This window comes from bacterium, assembly GCA_013360215.1.
Classification (GTDB): Bacteria; CLD3; CLD3; order SB21; family SB21; genus JABWCP01.
This window is the reverse complement of the sequence record JABWCP010000024.1, coordinates 1-17758: the sequence shown is the minus strand read 5'-3', so window position 1 is coordinate 17758 and position 17758 is coordinate 1. Positions and strand designations below refer to the sequence as shown.

Below are 17758 nucleotides of genomic sequence, written 5' to 3'. Positions count from 1 at the left end.
TAGCGATTGTCGCGCCATCATCAGCCTTAATGCTTATAAAACAACCCTGCGGCATAGCCTACGACTTCTTCCAAATCCCCGCTTACATGACCGGAATGCCTATACATAAGAATGCGACTATCGGTAATGCCGCTTTTTTTCATAGCATGCATCACTGCGAGTACCGGCCCGTAACCACAGGCCTCTGTTTTTCGGGTTTTGATACTGGTGTACAATGCATCATCGTCCATGGCGGTGACATTTTCTAAAAAAATAGAATCCTTTTTTTCGGCCTCCACGGCGTTATAAAAATGCGACAAATCGCTGCTGGCTACCAATAAAACGCCGGGATCGCCTGCAAACGGAGTTAATGCTTCGCTCAAAGCCTGAATGGTTTCGTTGTCTTGTGTTCCGAATACCAGCGGTATGATCGAAAACTCGTTTTTTAAAACAACCTGCAAAAAAGGTAATTCCACTTCGATGCCGTGTTCGTCGCGATGCCCGAGTATATTTATTTTACAGAGAGCACACCTATCTAAGATACGATCCACCGCTTCTAGTGCGACGGGTACATCTCCCAAAGGGGTACGATAACTTTCCCGAATAACAGAAATGCCATGGAAATAATCATGATGACTGGGACTGAGAATAATCACCGTATGGTACGACATGCCGCGGATAGTCGCGAACGATTCCGCCGCAACGTAACCGCTATAACGATAACCGGCGTGCGGTACGATAAGTCCGCGCGGTTGCCCGCCTGAAAATTGGGTTGTAGTACTATCTAATAAACCGGATACTTCGTCGCGCAGCTTGGCAGGATCGGCAGGGTAAAAAAGCCCTGCTACAGCGGGTCGGCGCACATGTTTATTCGTTACCGACATAATAGAAGTATGTGTTATGAACTTTCGCCTGTAGAATAATCCTTGATCGGCAATCCGTATTTTTCAGCTTTACGATATATCGTAGCACGGCCGATATTGAGACGTCTTGCTACTTCAGAAATATTCCCATCGCAATCGGCAAAACATTTTTTTATGATTTTTTCTTCGACGCGTTCTAAGATTTCTTCCATCGTACCGGTCATATCCATATACATTTCTTTACCATAACCCGGTTTAGGCGCACTGAGCGTGCGGATATTGGGCGGCAGATCTTCCAGTGTGATCGCGTTACCCGACGCCAATACCATCGCTCGTTCCATGGAGTTTTCGAGTTCACGGACATTCCCCGGCCAATGATACCCCATCAAAAGCTCCAAAACTTCGCGTGACATACCGGAGATATTTTCTTTCTTCTCGCGTTTCTTAAATTTTTCCATGAAGTGTGTTGCCAAAAGCGCCACGTCTTCTTTGCGCTCGCGAAGGCTCGGCATCACGATCGGAAAAACACTGAGACGGTAAAACAAATCTTCGCGGAAGCGGCCATTTTTTACTTCTTCTTCGAGGTTTTTATTGGTCGCCGAAATCAGACGTACATCTATTTTGATCACATCGTTGCCGCCAATGCGAGAAACTTCACGTTCCTGAATCACACGCACCAGTTTGGCTTGCGTCGCCATACTCATCTCGCCGATCTCATCGAGAAATAAAGTGCCGCCGTGCGCAAATTCGAATTTACCGATACGCCGTTCTGTTGCTCCCGTAAACGCGCCTTTTTCGTGCCCAAAAAGTTCGCTTTCCAGCAGATGCTCCGGTATCGCCGCACAGTTAAATGCGACAAATGGTTTTTTCTCGCGCGATTTATCGTGCTTGTGTATTTCACGCGCAACTAATTCTTTGCCGGTACCGCTTTCACCGGTGATAAGTACCGTCACGTTACTGCTGGCAACGATCTTATCCATCAGATCGTAAATGCGTCGCATTGCGGGACTGCTGCCGACGATCGAACCGTAGTCGCGAGGTCCGTAGAGTTCTTTTTGCAGTCGTTCGATTTCATCATCCTTGGTCTTTCGTTCAAGGGCATTACGCACCGAGACTTTCAGGCGATTGGAATCGAACGGCTTGGTAACAAAATCATACGCGCCGGTTTGCATCGCGTCCACAGCCGACTGGATCGTACCATGCGCGCTCATCATGATGATCGGTATTTTAGGATAATAAATACGCAGGCTTTTCATCACTTCGATGCCGTCCATACCGGGAATACGCAAATCAAGCAAAATCACGTCGGGTATATCCTGATCCACCATGGCAAAACATTCTTTGCCGTCCGTGGCATTGTAAATGCGATACTCGTCGTTTTCCAAATAAGCCTGAATCAATCGAAGGATATTCTTATCATCATCCACGACAAGAATTTTCTTCTTTTCGACGGCCGAATCACTCATAGTAAGAACCTCATTGGCGTTTTAGTCGCAAAGCGATGGCGGCAAGTTCATCTGCCGCACCATCATGTACTGGTTTCATAAACGGTTTTAAGTAAAAAAAACGAAAACCGAAGGGTACCCATTCTTTTTTTACTTTGATCGCGTCCTTTTGACTGGTCAGGACAATATAGTCATTCGTATCTGAACCTTGCAAAGATAAAATGCGTCGAATATCTGCCCGTGAATACCAATGATGATCATGAAATTCCGCAAAATGTATGACTTCCGCAGAGTTATCACGAGCAATAAACTCAACTGTCCTCAAAAACGCGTCATTATGACCAAGCCCGGCCAATACGATTATTTTTTGGTGTTTCAAAATTTCAAAGTTTAAAGGACGATCATCAAGATCATACATCGCATACCGGTAATAGGTAAATCCCAAAAAAGGCAATGCGCCCGCCTCCGTTTGCAATACCGCATGAGGCGGTATTTTAGTAACGACATGCGCATTGCATTTTTTAATATTTTGTTTAAGATCGCGCAATCGGCCTAACGGAAGCCATAGTTGTGGGTAGTCTCTTTCCCAGTAATCCTCCACACATAGTACGGCATCTTTGTAAACGGAAAAATCCTGAAACCCATCATCTAACAAAATAATGTCAGGGTCATAATTTTTTTCGGCCAAATCAATTCCATGTGAACGATTAGGCGACGAAATAACAGGAATATTGAGATTATCATTCAAAAAATTAATTGCCATCATATACGCCTCATCGCCCGATGCATCAAGTGAGGCGTTCATTTTTATCCCGTCACTTACGCAGACAAGGTCGTGCGATTTTTTTCGATAACCATTGGAAATAACGCACAGTTTCAGACCACGGGCAACTAAGAGCCTCGCATACCATTCGACAAACGGCGTTTTTCCGCTTCCCCCGACCGATAAACTTCCGATGCAAATCACGCGTACTTTGTTTTTAACGGGTCGCGGTTTAGCAATCGAATTCTTTACCAATAATAGAAAAGCGAACAATAGCGAAAGGGGAAAAAAAAGAATATATGTTACATACCGGAGTAAACGGTTCTGCCACTGAACCGGTGGTTTAATGATCATGCAGTGCGCGCTCCGCGGTGTTAATAATTTCAGACTTTTCGGACAACTGAATCGGCGTACTTTGTATGCCAATTTTTGAAAAAGGTTTGGGAATTTGCGCACGATCCCACGAATTCAGGTTCCAGGCATTCGTCGTATGCAACGATACGGCGTGTATATATCGTGTATGCATTTGCGCGAGAGAAGCAAAGCCCGGTTTACATGTTCGGGCCGGTCCTTTGGGGCCGTCGGGAGTTATTAAAATCCAATGATTTTTGTATTTTAAAGAGCGTAAAGCGAGCAGTGCTTCAAAACCGTAACGCGAGCTCGAACCTTCGACGACAGTAAATCCCAGACGTTTTAGCACGCATGCAAGTTTTTGACCGTCTTCGCTGGCACTGACCAAGGCAACACACCGATCAGCTTTATTATGTACGACCAACCAGGCGATAACCGAAAAAATATGGGCATGCCAAAATAGTATCACACCGGGTTCAGTTAAAATCGCGTCGTGCGGTGTCTTAAATCTTAAAGTCCGGAACCATATGCGTAATAACCCGGTTACTACTCCACAAACTGTTTTACGAAACATGAATAATTTTAATAACCCGATTTATTGCTTGACATTAAGATCTTTAATCTCTATTATTGGCGCACTTAAATGTGATCGCGGGGTGGAGCAGCCTGGTAGCTCGTCGGGCTCATAACCCGAAGGTCGTAGGTTCAAATCCTGCCCCCGCTACTAAAATATCTTACTACCCGGTGGGGTAGCTCAGTTGGTTAGAGCACAGGATTCATAACCCTGAGGTCACGGGTTCAACTCCCGTCCCCACTACCCCAAAAACCCCTCAGCAATGAGGGGATTTTTCGTTTTAAATAATATTATAAACGGCACTTCTTCACTTGTTTTGCAATTCTTGTGTGGTAACCTATACACGATTCGCCTGCCTAAATTGAGATGGTGAAATCTTATATTTTTTAGAAAACGCGGCTGAAAAATAATCACTTCGGCTAAATCCGGACATATAGCATATTTCAGTCAACGACAACGAAGTTGAATTAATAAGCATGGCCGCGTGTTGTAGCCTGTAGCTAAGTAAATACTGATGCGGAGTGTACGAAGTTATTTGTTTAAATATCCTACTGAAATGAAAAGGACTAACACAACAATATCGCGCAACGTCCAATAGCGAAAAATCTTCCGTGAATTTCTCAGCGATAAATTCTTTTGCTTTTTCAATGGCGAGTAAATGAAATTTGATATTTTTTTCGGCAAGGACTTTCCGTGTTGCAGGACTTGACATATGCCCGATTACGGCAGTCAAAAGTTGGATGATTAAGTCATCCATTTCAAGTCGTGAAGTAGCTGAGTTCCGAATTTTACTCCGGATTAACGAATGCCAATAATCAAGCTCTACGCCGCAATCTAACAAAAGTGAAGAACGATCTTTGTTTTGTAAATACCACGTTATTCCGTTACCGTATTTCTCTCCGATTTGGTGGTAGAATTCATCGGTGAAATCGAAAATAGTACATTCATCCGAAATGGAGCGAATATGTCTGACGGAATATTGATAGCCCGGTTTATCAACTAAAACACGCCCGGTATACGCTTCAAGCGTGTTTTTGTACACATTGTATTCAAAGTAGCCGTTACGTATATAACTAATTGAGAAACTTTGTTGGAGTTCAGGCTTGGAAAGTCCGCACGCCATACATTTACATTTGAAATCTACGATTTGATAAAACGTGGATGCAAATAAAAGGTTTGTTTCGGCTTTTTTTTTCTGCCGTTCATCCTGAATTTTTTTTAACGTTGTCGCCGGTTTAATTAACATAGTAGTATTAATATAAAATGATCAGGCATTTCATCAACGATATATTTCGTCTGACCACACAAGACCTTTGCAAGCAAAACAAACTGGGAAATATCTCTGAAACCTTAGATTAAAATTATACAAATAAAAAAGCCGAGACCGCAAAATGGAAACCCACATGCGCCTCAGCTATATACAACAACGCGTCAGGAATTAATTTATTTAGATGCTTGTTTGATTGCCGTGATTTGGGCCTGAATGCAATGCCACTGGCCATTTTCCTTATAATATGTATCCGTATATATCGTGCTCCCGTTTACAACCTTCCCTTGTATCATTCTCGAATATACATTTTTCGAACGAACAAGCGCTACATTACCAAATATTCTTATTAACTCATCTTGATACGTAAACGATATAAATACATTCGGATCGTATCCGTGCGCCCAGCCCTTTAAGTACTCTTCGCGATTAAGAATTGTACCATCCCCTTCAATGCATACGAAGTCTTTATGTATTAGTTTACTGTGTGACGTAGTGTCATTAGTAATATAGTTTTTTATAAACTGTGCGTTTAGAGCACTCAGAATCTTTCTGTCCGTTTCTTCGTCAGTTAAATTCATATTAATGCTTTCTGATTTTGAAAGATAATTCGTTTTAGAATGTGCCCCATACGTTGAAGAAATTAAAAAAAATGAAACCAAGATAAAGAAGCCGGGATGCATAATTATACTCCATGATTCGTTTAATAATTAAATAACCTTTAATTATTCTACAACATCCTTAGGAGATCAGCTTTAGAAATCTTGCTTTTCTCATTATTTGAATAGAAAGCGCGGAAGGTAGTTTTTTTAACGGGCTACAATAAAGACAATTCTTACTTATTCTTTCGTAGTGTGTAGAGTTAATCGGTTTCTCTACTAACTTCTAAAGTCATTTTATCGATCTCATGAGAAATAACTTTGGCATGTCTTGCAAGTTTCTCTATTTCTTCAATTTCTAATGCAATTTTACTGATCTTGAGCTCAGCTGTTTCATCACTTTCCAATATCTGTCGCGTCAATGGCAGTCTATGGCTCCGGGACGGATGACCTTTTATGGACAGAAACGTACTATCTCGTGTAATCAGAAATGAGCGCCGTATAAGTTCGCGATCATTTTCAATTAATCGTATGGCGGATTCTAATATCATTGCATAGTTTAATAATTTATTATATTGATCCATCATAAATTCGCTTTTCAATTTTAAAACCTCAGGTTCATCATTAATAAAAAAACGAATTCTTTCAGGCTGAATATCAGGAACCGACAATGTTAGAATTTGAAATGTTAATTTTTCTTGCAACATACCATAGAGACGAATTTTCATTGTATCGGTACGCGGTTCAAAACCACCTTCAATCTGCGTAAGAAAAACGCGCACTTCGTCATCCATCAGGGACATGAGTTCACCGATCTTATTTCGGATAAGATCCTGCTGTTTGAAAATAGCCCGGTCTGTTGTAAATATTGCAGTAGAAAGCAGCTCCGCCTGGGTAAGGCGGCTTTTAAGCTGCATGCGGTCGAATATATCAATTGTCGGGTGTTGTTTGATGCCTAAAATTTCACGACCGAGACTATCGGCCTCGGATTCTAAAATTTCACGTTGGATATGAAGACTTTGAATAATCGTTGAAGCTTGAATAATATCGGTTTCAATCCGGCGAATAAGCGATGAACTGTACGCAGACTGCAGACTGTCTTGCGCCGATAGAGCCGTAACGCATGACCAAAGCAAAAAAAGAATTACTTTGTTAATGAAGGCCATATTTTTCAAGCTTATAATAAAAGGCGCTTGTTTTGACACCGAGCAATCTTGCGGCTTCCGTTTTACTTCCTTCGGCTTTATTTAATGCCTGAATTATCATGGTTTTTTCATACGACGCCAACGCCTCATCCAAACCTGATTTTTCAACATCGTCATAGGCTATGGGAAATGGAGCGGATTTACCGGTCAATCCTAAAAAGGATTCCGCCGTCAGTTTTCGATCGGCCGATAGCACAATAGCACGTTCAATCACGTTTTCCAACTCGCGTACATTTCCCGGCCAGTCGTAACTGCTTAAAGCCGCATAGACACCGAGTTCCACGGAAACATTTGCTAAACCGAGATTCTCTGATACACGTCGGATCACATGATCTACCAGGCGCGGTATATCCCCTTTTCGCTCCCGCAACGGAGGTACGACTATCGGTAGCACATGCAACCGATAATATAGATCTTCGCGAAATGCTCCACGCTGAATCAATTCCTGCAAATTACGATTGGTTGCCGCGATAATACGGACATCCACGCGCAATGTATCTTCCCCCCCTACGCGTTCAAATTCCTGTTCCTGGATCGCGCGAAGAAGTTTGACCTGCATATTCATCGAAATTTCGCCGATTTCGTCAAGAAATAACGTCCCGGTATCAGCTAATTCAAATCGTCCGCGTTTGGTTTTAATGGCACCGGTGAAAGCGCCTTTTTCGTGGCCAAATAACTCACTTTCTAAAAGTGTTTCGGTTAGCGCGGCACAATTAACTTTAATAAAAGGTTTATCACGACGCTGACTATTGTAATGAATGGCGCGCGCGATCAATTCTTTTCCGGTACCGCTTTCTCCATATATCGCTACGGCGCTGGATGAATCAGCACTGCGACGGATTATCTCAAAAATGCCATGCATACTCGGGGCATCCCCGATAATTTCAGAAAAATTGTAAACACGATCTATTTCCGTACGAAGATATGCGACTTCTTCGTTCGTTTTTTCATAATGCTTACGGCGTACGATCCCATCTAAAATTTTATCAACTTTTACCATCAGTTCGTCAGGACTGAAAGGCTTGGTGATAAAATCAGAGGCTCCGGATTTCATCGCCTCCACAGCGACGTCCACTGTACCAAAAGCTGTAATCATCATAACTTCGGTATCGGGAAACTGTGACGTGATCTGTTTGAGAACGGCCATGCCGTCCATCGGTGACATTTTGTAATCTGTGATTACCAGGTCGGCCGGGTAGCGATTCATGCGTTCCAACCCTTCTTTTCCACCGGATACGGCCTCAGCGTTTAATCCGTGAAGCATCAGGGCATCCACGATGCCTTCGCGCATCGTCGCATTATCTTCGATCACGAGTATGCGGAGAGATTTGGACGGCGACATGAATCAGTTTTGTTCGTTGCGGTACTTGAGGTAGGTGTCTTTATTTTTTGGATCCAAAGCGATCAAACGATCATATATTTTCTTCTCACCGGAGCGCGCGAAAATTTTACAAAAATCCAAATAGTTCAGCGCGATAAATCGTTCCGAATGATACGATGTGATATTTTTAGTGTAAATCCGCTCTAAGATATCCAACGCTTTGGTTGCATTTTGCCGTGCTCCCGCCACATCCTCATTTTCTAGTTGCGATACGGCTTCATAGAAATGATCTTTCATAATCCGATATTCCTGGTAACGCAGATCAAGAAAATCATCGGATTTCAATAAACGTGCATCCCAACCGGAAACATTTTCAGGGACAAATGCTTTAGCCTGCGTAGCCAAACTTCGCGCTTTTTGAAAAAAAGGCGTACCCAATAATTTGCCAAGCGAATCCATTTCATCGCCGAGCATGATGTAGATATAAAAATCTATAATACTTAAAAAAGGATCGATGGCATTCTCATCATGATAAAAAACGGCGCCCTTTCGGATCGAAAAAATACATTCTTTATCCAGCGACTGCATGACCTTTCCATTGGAAAAAAACATCGTGGCATGCACACGCCGTAATTCATTTACTTCAGAAACTTTCTCAAGAAAAATCTGAATATCCACAGGCATCGGTGTATTATCGCCTGTTTTGGACCAATCGTAGTTATTGACATACGAGGTGATTTTCTGTTCCATTCCTTCAAATAAATCGAGATTACGTCCCTGAAGTTTATCACGGATAATTTTGACATTGGCCGTCACTTTTTGTGTAAAAGCAGACGAACCCGATGCCACAACCAACACGCTGAATAGAACGAACCACCGTATCATGATCATATTATAATTGATTAATATTTTTAACATCAATCATTTCATAGGTACCTTTTCCTATCCAAGCACCGCCGTCAACGGTAATCACTTCTCCTGTTATATATCGGGAGAAGTCTGAAAGTAAAAACAAAAGTGTATGGGCCACTTCTTCGGGTTGCCCGAACCGACCCATCGGAATACGACCGGTCATACGCGATCTCTGATCCGGATCGCCCCAGAGGTTCTTATCGGTACCTTCCGTACGAATTGCTCCGGGTGCTATCGCATTTACACGAATACCGTAGCGAGCCCACTCGACAGCGAGCGTACGCGTCATTGCCAGTACCCCTGCTTTGGCGCTGGCCGAATGAATGACGCCGGGCTCCGATGCCCAAGCATACGTTGCGACAATATTGGTTATCGTACCGCCGCCGTTTTGTATCATCGTTTTTCCAACACTGCTCGAACAATAAAACGTACCGTTCAAAACAATATTGATGACGGCGTTCCAACCGTTGACGCTCAATTTTTCAGCCGCACACAAAAAATTTCCTGCGGCATTATTGATCAAATGATCCACGCGGCCAAATTCTTTAACGGCTTTATCGGTCATGGCTTGTACCTGATCCGGTACGCGTACGTCGCATGGGACTGTTAGTACGCGCGTTCCCGCTCGGGATATATCGTGCGCCGCCGATTCCAGCACATCCATTCGCCGTCCGGTGATAATGACATGCGCTCCTCGCGCTGCACAGTGTTCAGCCATACTTTTCCCAAGCCCTGTACCGCCGCCCGTGATCAAAACAACTTTGCCATCCAAAAATTTTTGTTCAAGCATAGCGCCCCGATAATTATGATGCCGACGCTTCTTTGACGACATCCGCTTCAATGTACAAAATGCGTCCGCAATATTCGCAATTCGTCAACTTCTCACGCTTCTTCAATTCGATGATGATCTGCGGTGGTATCTGCTGAAAGCATCCACCGCACGACGCTTCTTTGACCAGCGGCGCGACGGCAATACCGTTTTTTGCTTTGCGAATACGTTCGTATTTATTGATCAGATCAGGGCGAATTTGCGGTTTTAAGCCTTCGCGTTTTTGACGCAATTCGTTTTCTTCTTTACTGGTCTCTTCGATACGTGTTTGCAATTCGCCTTCGCGTTCAGAAAAATCTTTCTCCAGTCCCGCAAGACGTTCTTCTTTGGGTTTTACACCTTCCTGAAGTTCCATAACCTGCGCATCAATGTCTATCGAACGCAGCTTAATGCGGTTCAACTCTTGCTCACAAAAATCAATCTGAGCCGATGTCGCTTCGTATTCTTTATTGGATGTGGCCTTGTATAACTGATCTTGAAATTTTTTGAGTTTCTCCTGATTCATGGATTGCTCATTGGTCAGATCTGATTTTTCTTTCTCAAAGTTGGCCACGGATTGCTTATCCGAATTGATTTCATCGCGGAGTTCTTCCAGTTCCGCTTTGAGTTGCTCCACGATTTTAGGTAAATCGCCGCGCAGCATTTCGATCTCACCTAATTTGGTATCAATGCTTTGAAGCGTTACCAGATGGGCTATCATATTTTGCAAAGTTCTACTCCTTTATCAAAAAAAAATGCACTAATTAAGATTAGTGCATACGCTATAAAAAAGAAAGACCGGCGCACCCGTTCCGCGTTGTGCGGTCGGTACTTTGGAAGTATTCGGGTGCGCTGATCTCGTAAATACATTGCAGATTAACGTCCTGTAAATTTCGGAGTACGTTTTTCGACGAAAGCCATGAGTCCTTCTTTGGCATCACCGCTTTTGAAAAGCGCCGATTGCAATTCGCGTTCAAGGGAGAGTCCTTGTTCGAGCGGAACTTCAATACCGGTTTGTACTGAGCGTTTGATATGACCGACGGCCATCGCGGCTTTATTGGGAATCGTAAACTGTTTGGCGTACGCCATTACTTGTTCCATAAACGAAGCGCCGTTGCCTTCATAGATATAGTTAACAAGGCCCATATCGAGCGCTTCTTCGTAAGCAAATTTACGTCCGGTTGCCATCAATTCGATGGAGAGCGAGCGCCCAACGGCACGTGCAAAACGCTGTGTGCCGCCGGTACCGGGTAATACACCCAGCGCCACTTCCGGAAGACCGATCATACCGGCATCTTTACGCGCAATGCGTATATCCGCAGCCAATGCGATCTCCAAACCGCCGCCGACACAGTGACCGTTCAATGCCGCAATGACCAATTTCGGCGTATGTTCGAGACGCAATAACGTTTCATTGGCATGAAGACAGAAGTAATACTTCCATACAGGATCCGCTTTGCTAAGCATATCAATATTGGCGCCGGCGCAGAAAAATTTCTCACCCAAACCGGTAAGCACTATGACGTTGACATTTTCGTCGAAACGCGCTTTGAGAATGCACTCATCCAACTGACGCATCATTTCATGCGTATAGGTATTGGCCGGCGGATCCGTCAGCGTCAATATGGCGACTCTGTCTTTTACTTCGTACTGTACTAATACTTTCTCGGACATGGTACTGCTCTCCCTGTAATGGTTATTTATTTTGTGAATGCGCTAATGTCAAAAATTCACTCCGTGTGCGGGCATCGTCTTTGAATACGCCAAGCATGCAACTCGTCGTCGTAAGGCTGTGTTGCTTTTCCACGCCTCGCATCATCATACAAAGGTGCTGCGCTTCGATGATCACACCGACCCCTTCGGGATGCAAAGCATCCTGAATGGCGTTAGCGATTTGCATCGTCAGGCGTTCCTGCACCTGAAGACGGCGGCTGAATACGTCAACAACTCGGGGTAACTTACTGAGACCGATGATTTTCCCTTTGGGGATATAAGCTATGTGGCACTTTCCAAAAAAAGGCAACATGTGGTGCTCGCAAAGACTGTACAATTCGATATCTCGAACCAATACCATCTCATTAAAATTTTCTTCAAAAATCGCGGATTGAATGACCGCTTCAGCACTTTCCTTATAGCCACCCATAAGGAATTCAAAACTCTTCGCCACACGGTCCGGCGTATCGCGTAAACCTTCCCGATCGGGATTTTCACCGTAATTACGAAGCAGTTGCGTGATCAGTTCTTGTGTTTTCATGGTATCAAATAAAAAACCCTGAATTCTTATCAATTCAGGGTAAAAATTTAAGCAAACCGTTGAGCGGTAGCTGTGCGTTCGAATGTTGTCTTAAAATTAAAAAGTACGCTCAAAACAATCATGATTTTAGTGAACAGTTGTTTCTTAAAAACAGTTGAAAATAGACGCATGACACCTATAATGCAAGCAAAATTTATAGATCACTTTTTGGACATAATGACCAAACAATCGCCGCCTTCTTCATCCATCGATTTTTGAAAAATATCGTACGGATAGGTAAAATCTTTTCCGCGGCGAGTGCCGACATCGTTGGTAATCACGCGATCAGGTGTATATCCGATCACCGTCAGCATATGGTACCGCGGCCCCGGCGGCGTATAAAAAGGATTTTTAAGTGTCCGCCCGAACGTCGGCGCTATCACAGGATACCCCATCGCTACGTAACGCTTAATGTCTTCGATTTTTGCTTTACGTAAAATTTTAACCTCTTCGTCTTTGTAGCCAAAATAACCCATCATCATCATTTTGACACTGTCGGCATGAATGTCTTTGTGTCCACCAAAATGCTGATCTTGCCAGCGCAACATATCTTTGATCAACCAATCCACAGAATCTACAGAAACATTTTTGATGCCTTTATTGTAGAATACAGCTTGCAAAACAGCCGCTTCCTCACAGCTTTCTTTATGAATTTTCCAACTGTCCGAATTCATATGCGGTGCCTGGCAATAAAACGGTACTTCAAGATACGCTTTTTCAGGAAACGAAACCGGCATGGTATCCGCTACGGCAGCGGCGTGAATGATATCGGTTTTAGAAATTTCTTTAAGCGCAGCTTCGTTTTCTTTTTCTAATTGTGTACGGAGACGGTATTCGGCAAAACGCGGATAGAGCATCACACCGAAAACCATGAGAACAACCGTACCCAACCCGATCAAAATTCGTTTATTGATATTCATACTTATTGCCCTGTCTTAGTACGATCTTTTGGAAGAATCACGATAATATCACCGCCATGAAAATCCATCGCTTTTTGGAATATATCATAAGTATAGGTATAACCGTTACCGCGCATGGTTCCTACATCGTTGGTGATAATTTTTTCAGAGTCAAAACCCTTTACCGTCAGCATATGATAACCCGACATGCCGCGGGCACGAAGGTTTTCGACATAGTGCGGATTGTTGAGCACGTATCCGTTGGCCATCGCAATCACGGGATTACCTGCAAGTATCTGATCTTTGAGGTCCTGAATAGTCGCTTTTCGGATAATGCGCACTTCGTCATCGGTATAACCGAAGAACGACATGATCATGGCTTTGGTACTGTCGCAGCGAATATCGTGATGACCTTTGAATTGCTTCATCTGCCAATCAATCATATCGCGTAAAATTTTATCCGTTGCACTCAGGTCAACTTTTTTGACACCGCGCAAATAATAGACGACTTGAAGGGCCGCCGCCTCTTCACAGCTTTCGCGGTGAATATTCCAGCTATCCATATTCATAAACGGTGCCTGGCAAAAAAACGGAACATCCAGCAGAGCTTTTTCAGGCGGTATTTTACTAAGCGAATCTTTCATAGCCTGCACGACAGATGCGATAACCGATGAAGTTTTCGGGCCATCGTTCTTAATATCGGAGGACGGCGACTGCGCCGAAACGCCCCAGCCGGCAAGAATGCCAAACAGGCACACCATAACGATCATAACTGTTTTCATACACCGCATTTCTTGAATGATAGACTGTAAGATCAGGGGAAATATAAAAAAACAATCAGGAATTGCAATTGGTAATTCGCTGCAATGCTTTCGGTATCGATTCGACCGTATCGCCCGCCAAAAGCCCGTATTCTGTTTTGTCTGTTACGGCAATATCTCCGGCCAAGCCGTGAATATACGCTCCGCAAAAGCCGGCTGTTTCAGACTCTAATCCTTGCGCCATCAACCCCGCGATAATCCCCGTCAACACATCACCGCTTCCCGCTTTGGCCATACCCAGATTACCAGTCTGTGTTATATAAACGTGTGATTTACCGGCGATTTGCGTCGGAACCCCCTTGAGGAGAATCGTGTGGTTTAATTTTTTTTGCCAATCATGGAGTTCATCATTCATTGCAGTGGCGCTGTTTTTTTCAACACCAAATAAACGACGAAATTCACCGCTGTGCGGGGTGATGATCATATCTGAATGTACATCGCGCAAAACTTCCCATTGCCCGTTTAAAATATTAAGGGCATCCGCATCCAAAACCGAAGGAACATTCCATTGACTCAGCAATAGAAACATCCATTCTGCTATCGCGGGATTTTTAGAAAGACCCGGGCCTATAGCCGCACAAGTGCACCATCCGTGCAAATCAACAATCATAGATAATGCGGCCGGGCTTATTACGCCATCCTCAGTCTCCGGTAAGTGTACTGTCATGGCTTCAGGCAAACCTTGTTCGATCACGTGCGCTATTGATTTGGGTACCGCAACCCGCACAACACCGGCACCTGAGCGCATTGCGGCGCGCGCAGTCATCAAAGCAGCTCCCGACATGCCCCGTGAACCGGCGATAATGATTAGCTTGCCGAAATCATACTTATTTGAATTATGTCTGCGTATAGGTAAATGGGACGCCACATCCGATTGATTAATAAATTGCCATAAACCGCCCGATGTCAATATTTCCGGGAAACCAATATCTTTTACGGCAAGATGTCCGGTGTGTTTTTTTCCTTCATTAAAAAGTAATCCCCGCTTAGGTAATCCTATCGTCACGGTGAGATGAGCCGTAACCGCCGTATCTGAAACCAATCCGGTTTCCCCATCAAGTCCCGAAGGTATATCTACGGACACAATAAATGCGTTTTTTTGAAAACGTTGTTTATTGATCCATTCGATCCATGACTTTATGGGTTCGCTCAAATGCCCGCGGGCACCTGTGCCAAGTAATGCATCTACGATGACGTCATATTTCTCCGTCGGTGCTTCAAACGCATCGGAAGCCTCGACTACGATACCTGTTCGCTCCAATTTTTCGAGATGCCACAGTGCATCACCGCCGATATGTTTTTTCTCCGCAGCGATGATAAGTTTTGGCGTTATACCGCCGGAAATCATACACCGGGCTAACACATAACCGTCTCCGCCATTATTGCCTTTTCCGCAAAGAATGAGAACCCGTTTCGATACCAAATCGGGTATACGTTCCGTCAATGTTAAAAAAATGACTTCCCCTGCACGCGCCATCAGTTCACGCCCCGGGATACTATGACGTTCGATAGTTTCACGATCTATGGTCTGCATTTCTGTGGGTGTGACGATACGGTGCATATTTCAGAAATCACGCTGGGATTAAGTGTTAACGAAAAATACGATTCACTAGAACAAAAAGCCAGATCGATAGAGTTAAATGCGGGTTTTTAATTTTAAAATCATTCCAAAACAGAAGCGTCTCTTAACGCGTTACTTAGTTTCGAATAATTTTAATATGATCAAATACTGCTCTGATTTTTATTTCTTTCTATTATTCAATCATGAAAAGTGCATTTAGCACAAAATACACTTCGCCTATTTTATTATCTTTTATATTAAACAGAATAGTTTCTCGATTTACTCCTGACGTAGCGCTGTCATGGGATTATGATGTGCACCTCGCCATGCTTGCGACAGTATCGTCAAACCGACTAAAAATCCTAACAATATCACAGCCGGTAATATAATACCTATCCCAAATTCGGTACGATATGCAAAAGACTCCAGTATCATGTTCGATAAAAATAAACTTATAGGCAATCCGATCAGCATGGCTATTCCGATCAGTTTAAGATACTGCTTAGATAAAAGATTGATTAGCTGCATAGCCGAAGCGCCGAGTACTTTGCGAATACCGATTTCACGGGTGCGTGTCTCGACACTGTAGGAAGCCACTCCGAGTAATCCCAGCATAGCAATGGTCAATATCAGCAAAGATAATAGACCGATGATACGTCCCAAATCTGTAAAGATGCTGTAAACGCTTACCAGTTCATCCGAATAAACTTGATATGAAAATTCGATGGACGGGTTAAATTTTTTCCATACTGACTCAAAAAAAGAAATCGCCTCTTTGTTACTACCATTCGCTATTTTAAAATGAACCAATGACCATTGCGCGGGTTCATACGTTAGTATCACGGGTTCCATTGCGTACGTTACCGGTTTGAAAACAAAATCTTTGATCACGCCTGCAATAGTTACAGGTCTTGATTTGTCCAGATAAATAACCTTTCCGACGGCATCGCTATTATTAGAAAGCTGCAGTGATTTGACAAATTGTTCATTGACGAGAACTTTATCCCCTATGCTTTCACTCCGATGCAGATTCGCGCCTGTTAATAAACTAATTTTCATCGTTTCAATGAAATGTTCATCGACGCTATAATCTCGAACCACAGAAGCCTCTTTGGTTGGATCAGTCTGGACATCTACCGTGTGATCTGCCCATGTACCCATCGCATGGGACGCAAAACTATAAGAAACTACACCCGGAAAGCGCGCCATTTCGTCGGCAATCACGCGTGCCTGGGTACCCGAAAGTTGTACGTTGATCTTATTGCGCCAATCAAAGCCGTAATACTCCATTTTTGAAGCAAACTCCGACTGACGATATACTGTGGTGAGGACGATAAGAAGAATAATGGTTACGACAAATTCTGAAATAAGAATTGTTTTACGAAGCGTCAAACCTGAAAACATTCGAATTTTTGAAATATCTTTTATGACTATTGCCGGATTGAATGAGGATAAAACCATGGCCGGAATAATTCCTGCCAGTAATCCGATGCACAATGCAAATCCCGCGAATAATAAGTAGGTTCCTGCTGAGGGATCAAATCGAATATCCAGTTCCGACGTAAAACTTAAACTTTGGAAAGCCGGCACAAGAAATACCCGCAGCAGTGTTTCAGCTACCAAAAACGATACCAATGTAATGATAACCGATTCGCCCATAAACTGAAAAATCAACTGCGCCCGCGTAGCCCCTGAAACTTTGCGGATACCGACTTCCCTTGCACGCGTCAATGAGCGCGCCAATGTAAGGTTGGCATAATTGAATAACGCGGCAAACATTCCGATTCCCGCCAAAACCATCAAAAAAATAAGAACCGCTTGCGGCATTCCGCCTGACGTACTATTGGATAACATCGGACCGGGCGTGATCGCTTGAAGCGATTGGGCTTTAAACGCATAACCCGCATCCCGGGTTTCCAATGTCATTCCGCGATACACTTTTTCGGGAATCCTATCAAGTCCCTCCTGAAGCATAGCCGCATCCGTTCCCGGTGTTACCACCACGTATGTATAAGTGCTGTAGTAATTTTTCCATTCTTCGTGCGCGGTGATACTGCCGCCGTTCCATGTCTTCAGAAATTCCAAAGACCCCAATGC

General features: G+C 43.7%; 17 protein-coding genes and 2 tRNA genes. 2 read left to right on the top strand and 17 right to left on the bottom strand.

All coding sequences use genetic code 11. The features are described from left to right. Positions 1-26: 26 nt before the first annotated feature. From amrB to HUU58_12795, 4 genes are read right to left on the bottom strand one after another with little or no spacing between them, the layout of a single operon-like run. On the bottom strand, positions 27-842 hold the full coding sequence (amrB, locus tag HUU58_12810) for an AmmeMemoRadiSam system protein B (GenBank protein NUN46550.1): 816 nt from the start codon (positions 840-842) through the stop codon (positions 27-29). A gap of 35 nt (positions 843-877) precedes the next feature. Continuing rightward, entirely contained in the window at positions 878-2308 is a 1431-nt protein-coding gene (locus HUU58_12805; protein NUN46549.1) for a sigma-54-dependent Fis family transcriptional regulator, read from the bottom strand. A 10-nt stretch (positions 2309-2318) separates the two neighbouring features. Continuing rightward, positions 2319-3404 carry a tetraacyldisaccharide 4'-kinase gene (gene lpxK, locus HUU58_12800; protein ID NUN46548.1) on the bottom strand — a complete coding sequence of 362 codons (1086 nt, stop codon included), beginning with the start codon at positions 3402-3404 and terminating at the stop codon, positions 2319-2321. Next, positions 3394-3870: a DUF374 domain-containing protein gene (locus tag HUU58_12795; GenBank protein ID NUN46547.1), complete on the bottom strand. Its 477-nt coding sequence runs from the start codon at positions 3868-3870 to the stop codon at positions 3394-3396. The genes lpxK and HUU58_12795 overlap by 11 nt, the downstream gene beginning before the upstream one ends. 181 nt (positions 3871-4051) lie before the next feature. On the opposite strand from HUU58_12795, the gene HUU58_12790 reads away from it, so the two are divergent. After that, positions 4052-4125: transfer RNA gene (locus HUU58_12790), tRNA-Met, on the top strand. A 19-nt stretch (positions 4126-4144) separates the two neighbouring features. Beyond that, positions 4145-4218: transfer RNA gene (locus tag HUU58_12785), tRNA-Met, on the top strand. A gap of 94 nt (positions 4219-4312) precedes the next feature. Here the strand turns inward: HUU58_12785 and HUU58_12780 are convergent. The 13 genes from HUU58_12780 to HUU58_12720 all read right to left on the bottom strand — a co-directional run. Continuing rightward, the gene (locus HUU58_12780; protein NUN46546.1) at positions 4313-5221 is read right to left on the bottom strand and encodes a helix-turn-helix transcriptional regulator; all 909 of its coding nucleotides are present in this window, start codon (positions 5219-5221) and stop codon (positions 4313-4315) included. Positions 5222-5418: 197 nt separating this feature from the next. Further along, positions 5419-5925: a nuclear transport factor 2 family protein gene (locus tag HUU58_12775; protein ID NUN46545.1), complete on the bottom strand. Its 507-nt coding sequence runs from the start codon at positions 5923-5925 to the stop codon at positions 5419-5421. A gap of 179 nt (positions 5926-6104) precedes the next feature. Continuing rightward, entirely contained in the window at positions 6105-7007 is a 903-nt protein-coding gene (locus HUU58_12770) for a hypothetical protein (protein ID NUN46544.1), read from the bottom strand. Next, positions 6994-8388, bottom strand: a complete 1395-nt coding sequence (locus HUU58_12765) for a sigma-54-dependent Fis family transcriptional regulator (protein ID NUN46543.1) — start codon at positions 8386-8388, stop codon at positions 6994-6996. Before HUU58_12765 ends, HUU58_12770 begins: the two co-directional genes overlap by 14 nt. A gap of 3 nt (positions 8389-8391) precedes the next feature. Next, complete coding sequence (locus HUU58_12760; GenBank protein ID NUN46542.1) at positions 8392-9252, bottom strand: DUF4835 family protein; 861 nt, start codon at positions 9250-9252, stop codon at positions 8392-8394. A 7-nt stretch (positions 9253-9259) separates the two neighbouring features. Further along, complete coding sequence (locus HUU58_12755; protein ID NUN46541.1) at positions 9260-10051, bottom strand: 2,4-dienoyl-CoA reductase; 792 nt, start codon at positions 10049-10051, stop codon at positions 9260-9262. A 31-nt stretch (positions 10052-10082) separates the two neighbouring features. Then, positions 10083-10817 carry a hypothetical protein gene (locus HUU58_12750; protein ID NUN46540.1) on the bottom strand — a complete coding sequence of 245 codons (735 nt, stop codon included), beginning with the start codon at positions 10815-10817 and terminating at the stop codon, positions 10083-10085. Positions 10818-10963: 146 nt separating this feature from the next. Further along, a complete protein-coding gene (locus HUU58_12745; protein NUN46539.1) occupies positions 10964-11761 on the bottom strand; it encodes an enoyl-CoA hydratase/isomerase family protein in 798 nt (265 codons plus the stop codon). Between the two features lie 22 nt (positions 11762-11783). Continuing rightward, positions 11784-12341, bottom strand: a complete 558-nt coding sequence (gene folE / locus HUU58_12740; GenBank protein NUN46538.1) for a GTP cyclohydrolase I FolE — start codon at positions 12339-12341, stop codon at positions 11784-11786. Positions 12342-12541: 200 nt separating this feature from the next. Continuing rightward, positions 12542-13300 carry a C39 family peptidase gene (locus tag HUU58_12735; GenBank protein NUN46537.1) on the bottom strand — a complete coding sequence of 253 codons (759 nt, stop codon included), beginning with the start codon at positions 13298-13300 and terminating at the stop codon, positions 12542-12544. Between the two features lie 2 nt (positions 13301-13302). Continuing rightward, a complete protein-coding gene (locus HUU58_12730; protein NUN46536.1) occupies positions 13303-14061 on the bottom strand; it encodes a C39 family peptidase in 759 nt (252 codons plus the stop codon). Between the two features lie 55 nt (positions 14062-14116). Beyond that, on the bottom strand, positions 14117-15661 hold the full coding sequence (locus HUU58_12725) for an NAD(P)H-hydrate dehydratase (GenBank protein ID NUN46535.1): 1545 nt from the start codon (positions 15659-15661) through the stop codon (positions 14117-14119). A 279-nt stretch (positions 15662-15940) separates the two neighbouring features. Further along, on the bottom strand, positions 15941-17758 hold a 1818-nt coding region (locus HUU58_12720; GenBank protein ID NUN46534.1), incomplete at its 5' end, for an FtsX-like permease family protein.

Bases quoted from the DNA above. Each gene is read 5' to 3' on its own strand.
- HUU58_12765 (NUN46543.1), bottom strand. From the start codon at position 8,388: ATGTCGCCGTCCAAATCTCTCCGCATACTCGTGATCGAAGATAATGCG.
- lpxK (NUN46548.1), bottom strand. From the start codon at position 3,404: ATGATCATTAAACCACCGGTTCAGTGGCAGAACCGTTTACTCCGGTAT.
- HUU58_12775 (NUN46545.1), bottom strand. From the start codon at position 5,925: ATGCATCCCGGCTTCTTTATCTTGGTTTCATTTTTTTTAATTTCTTCA.
- HUU58_12770 (NUN46544.1), bottom strand. From the start codon at position 7,007: ATGGCCTTCATTAACAAAGTAATTCTTTTTTTGCTTTGGTCATGCGTT.
- HUU58_12760 (NUN46542.1), bottom strand. From the start codon at position 9,252: ATGATACGGTGGTTCGTTCTATTCAGCGTGTTGGTTGTGGCATCGGGT.
- folE (NUN46538.1), bottom strand. From the start codon at position 12,341: ATGAAAACACAAGAACTGATCACGCAACTGCTTCGTAATTACGGTGAA.
- HUU58_12735 (NUN46537.1), bottom strand. From the start codon at position 13,300: ATGAATATCAATAAACGAATTTTGATCGGGTTGGGTACGGTTGTTCTC.
- HUU58_12745 (NUN46539.1), bottom strand. From the start codon at position 11,761: ATGTCCGAGAAAGTATTAGTACAGTACGAAGTAAAAGACAGAGTCGCC.
- HUU58_12725 (NUN46535.1), bottom strand. From the start codon at position 15,661: ATGCACCGTATCGTCACACCCACAGAAATGCAGACCATAGATCGTGAA.
- HUU58_12805 (NUN46549.1), bottom strand. From the start codon at position 2,308: ATGAGTGATTCGGCCGTCGAAAAGAAGAAAATTCTTGTCGTGGATGAT.
- HUU58_12780 (NUN46546.1), bottom strand. From the start codon at position 5,221: ATGTTAATTAAACCGGCGACAACGTTAAAAAAAATTCAGGATGAACGG.
- HUU58_12730 (NUN46536.1), bottom strand. From the start codon at position 14,061: ATGAAAACAGTTATGATCGTTATGGTGTGCCTGTTTGGCATTCTTGCC.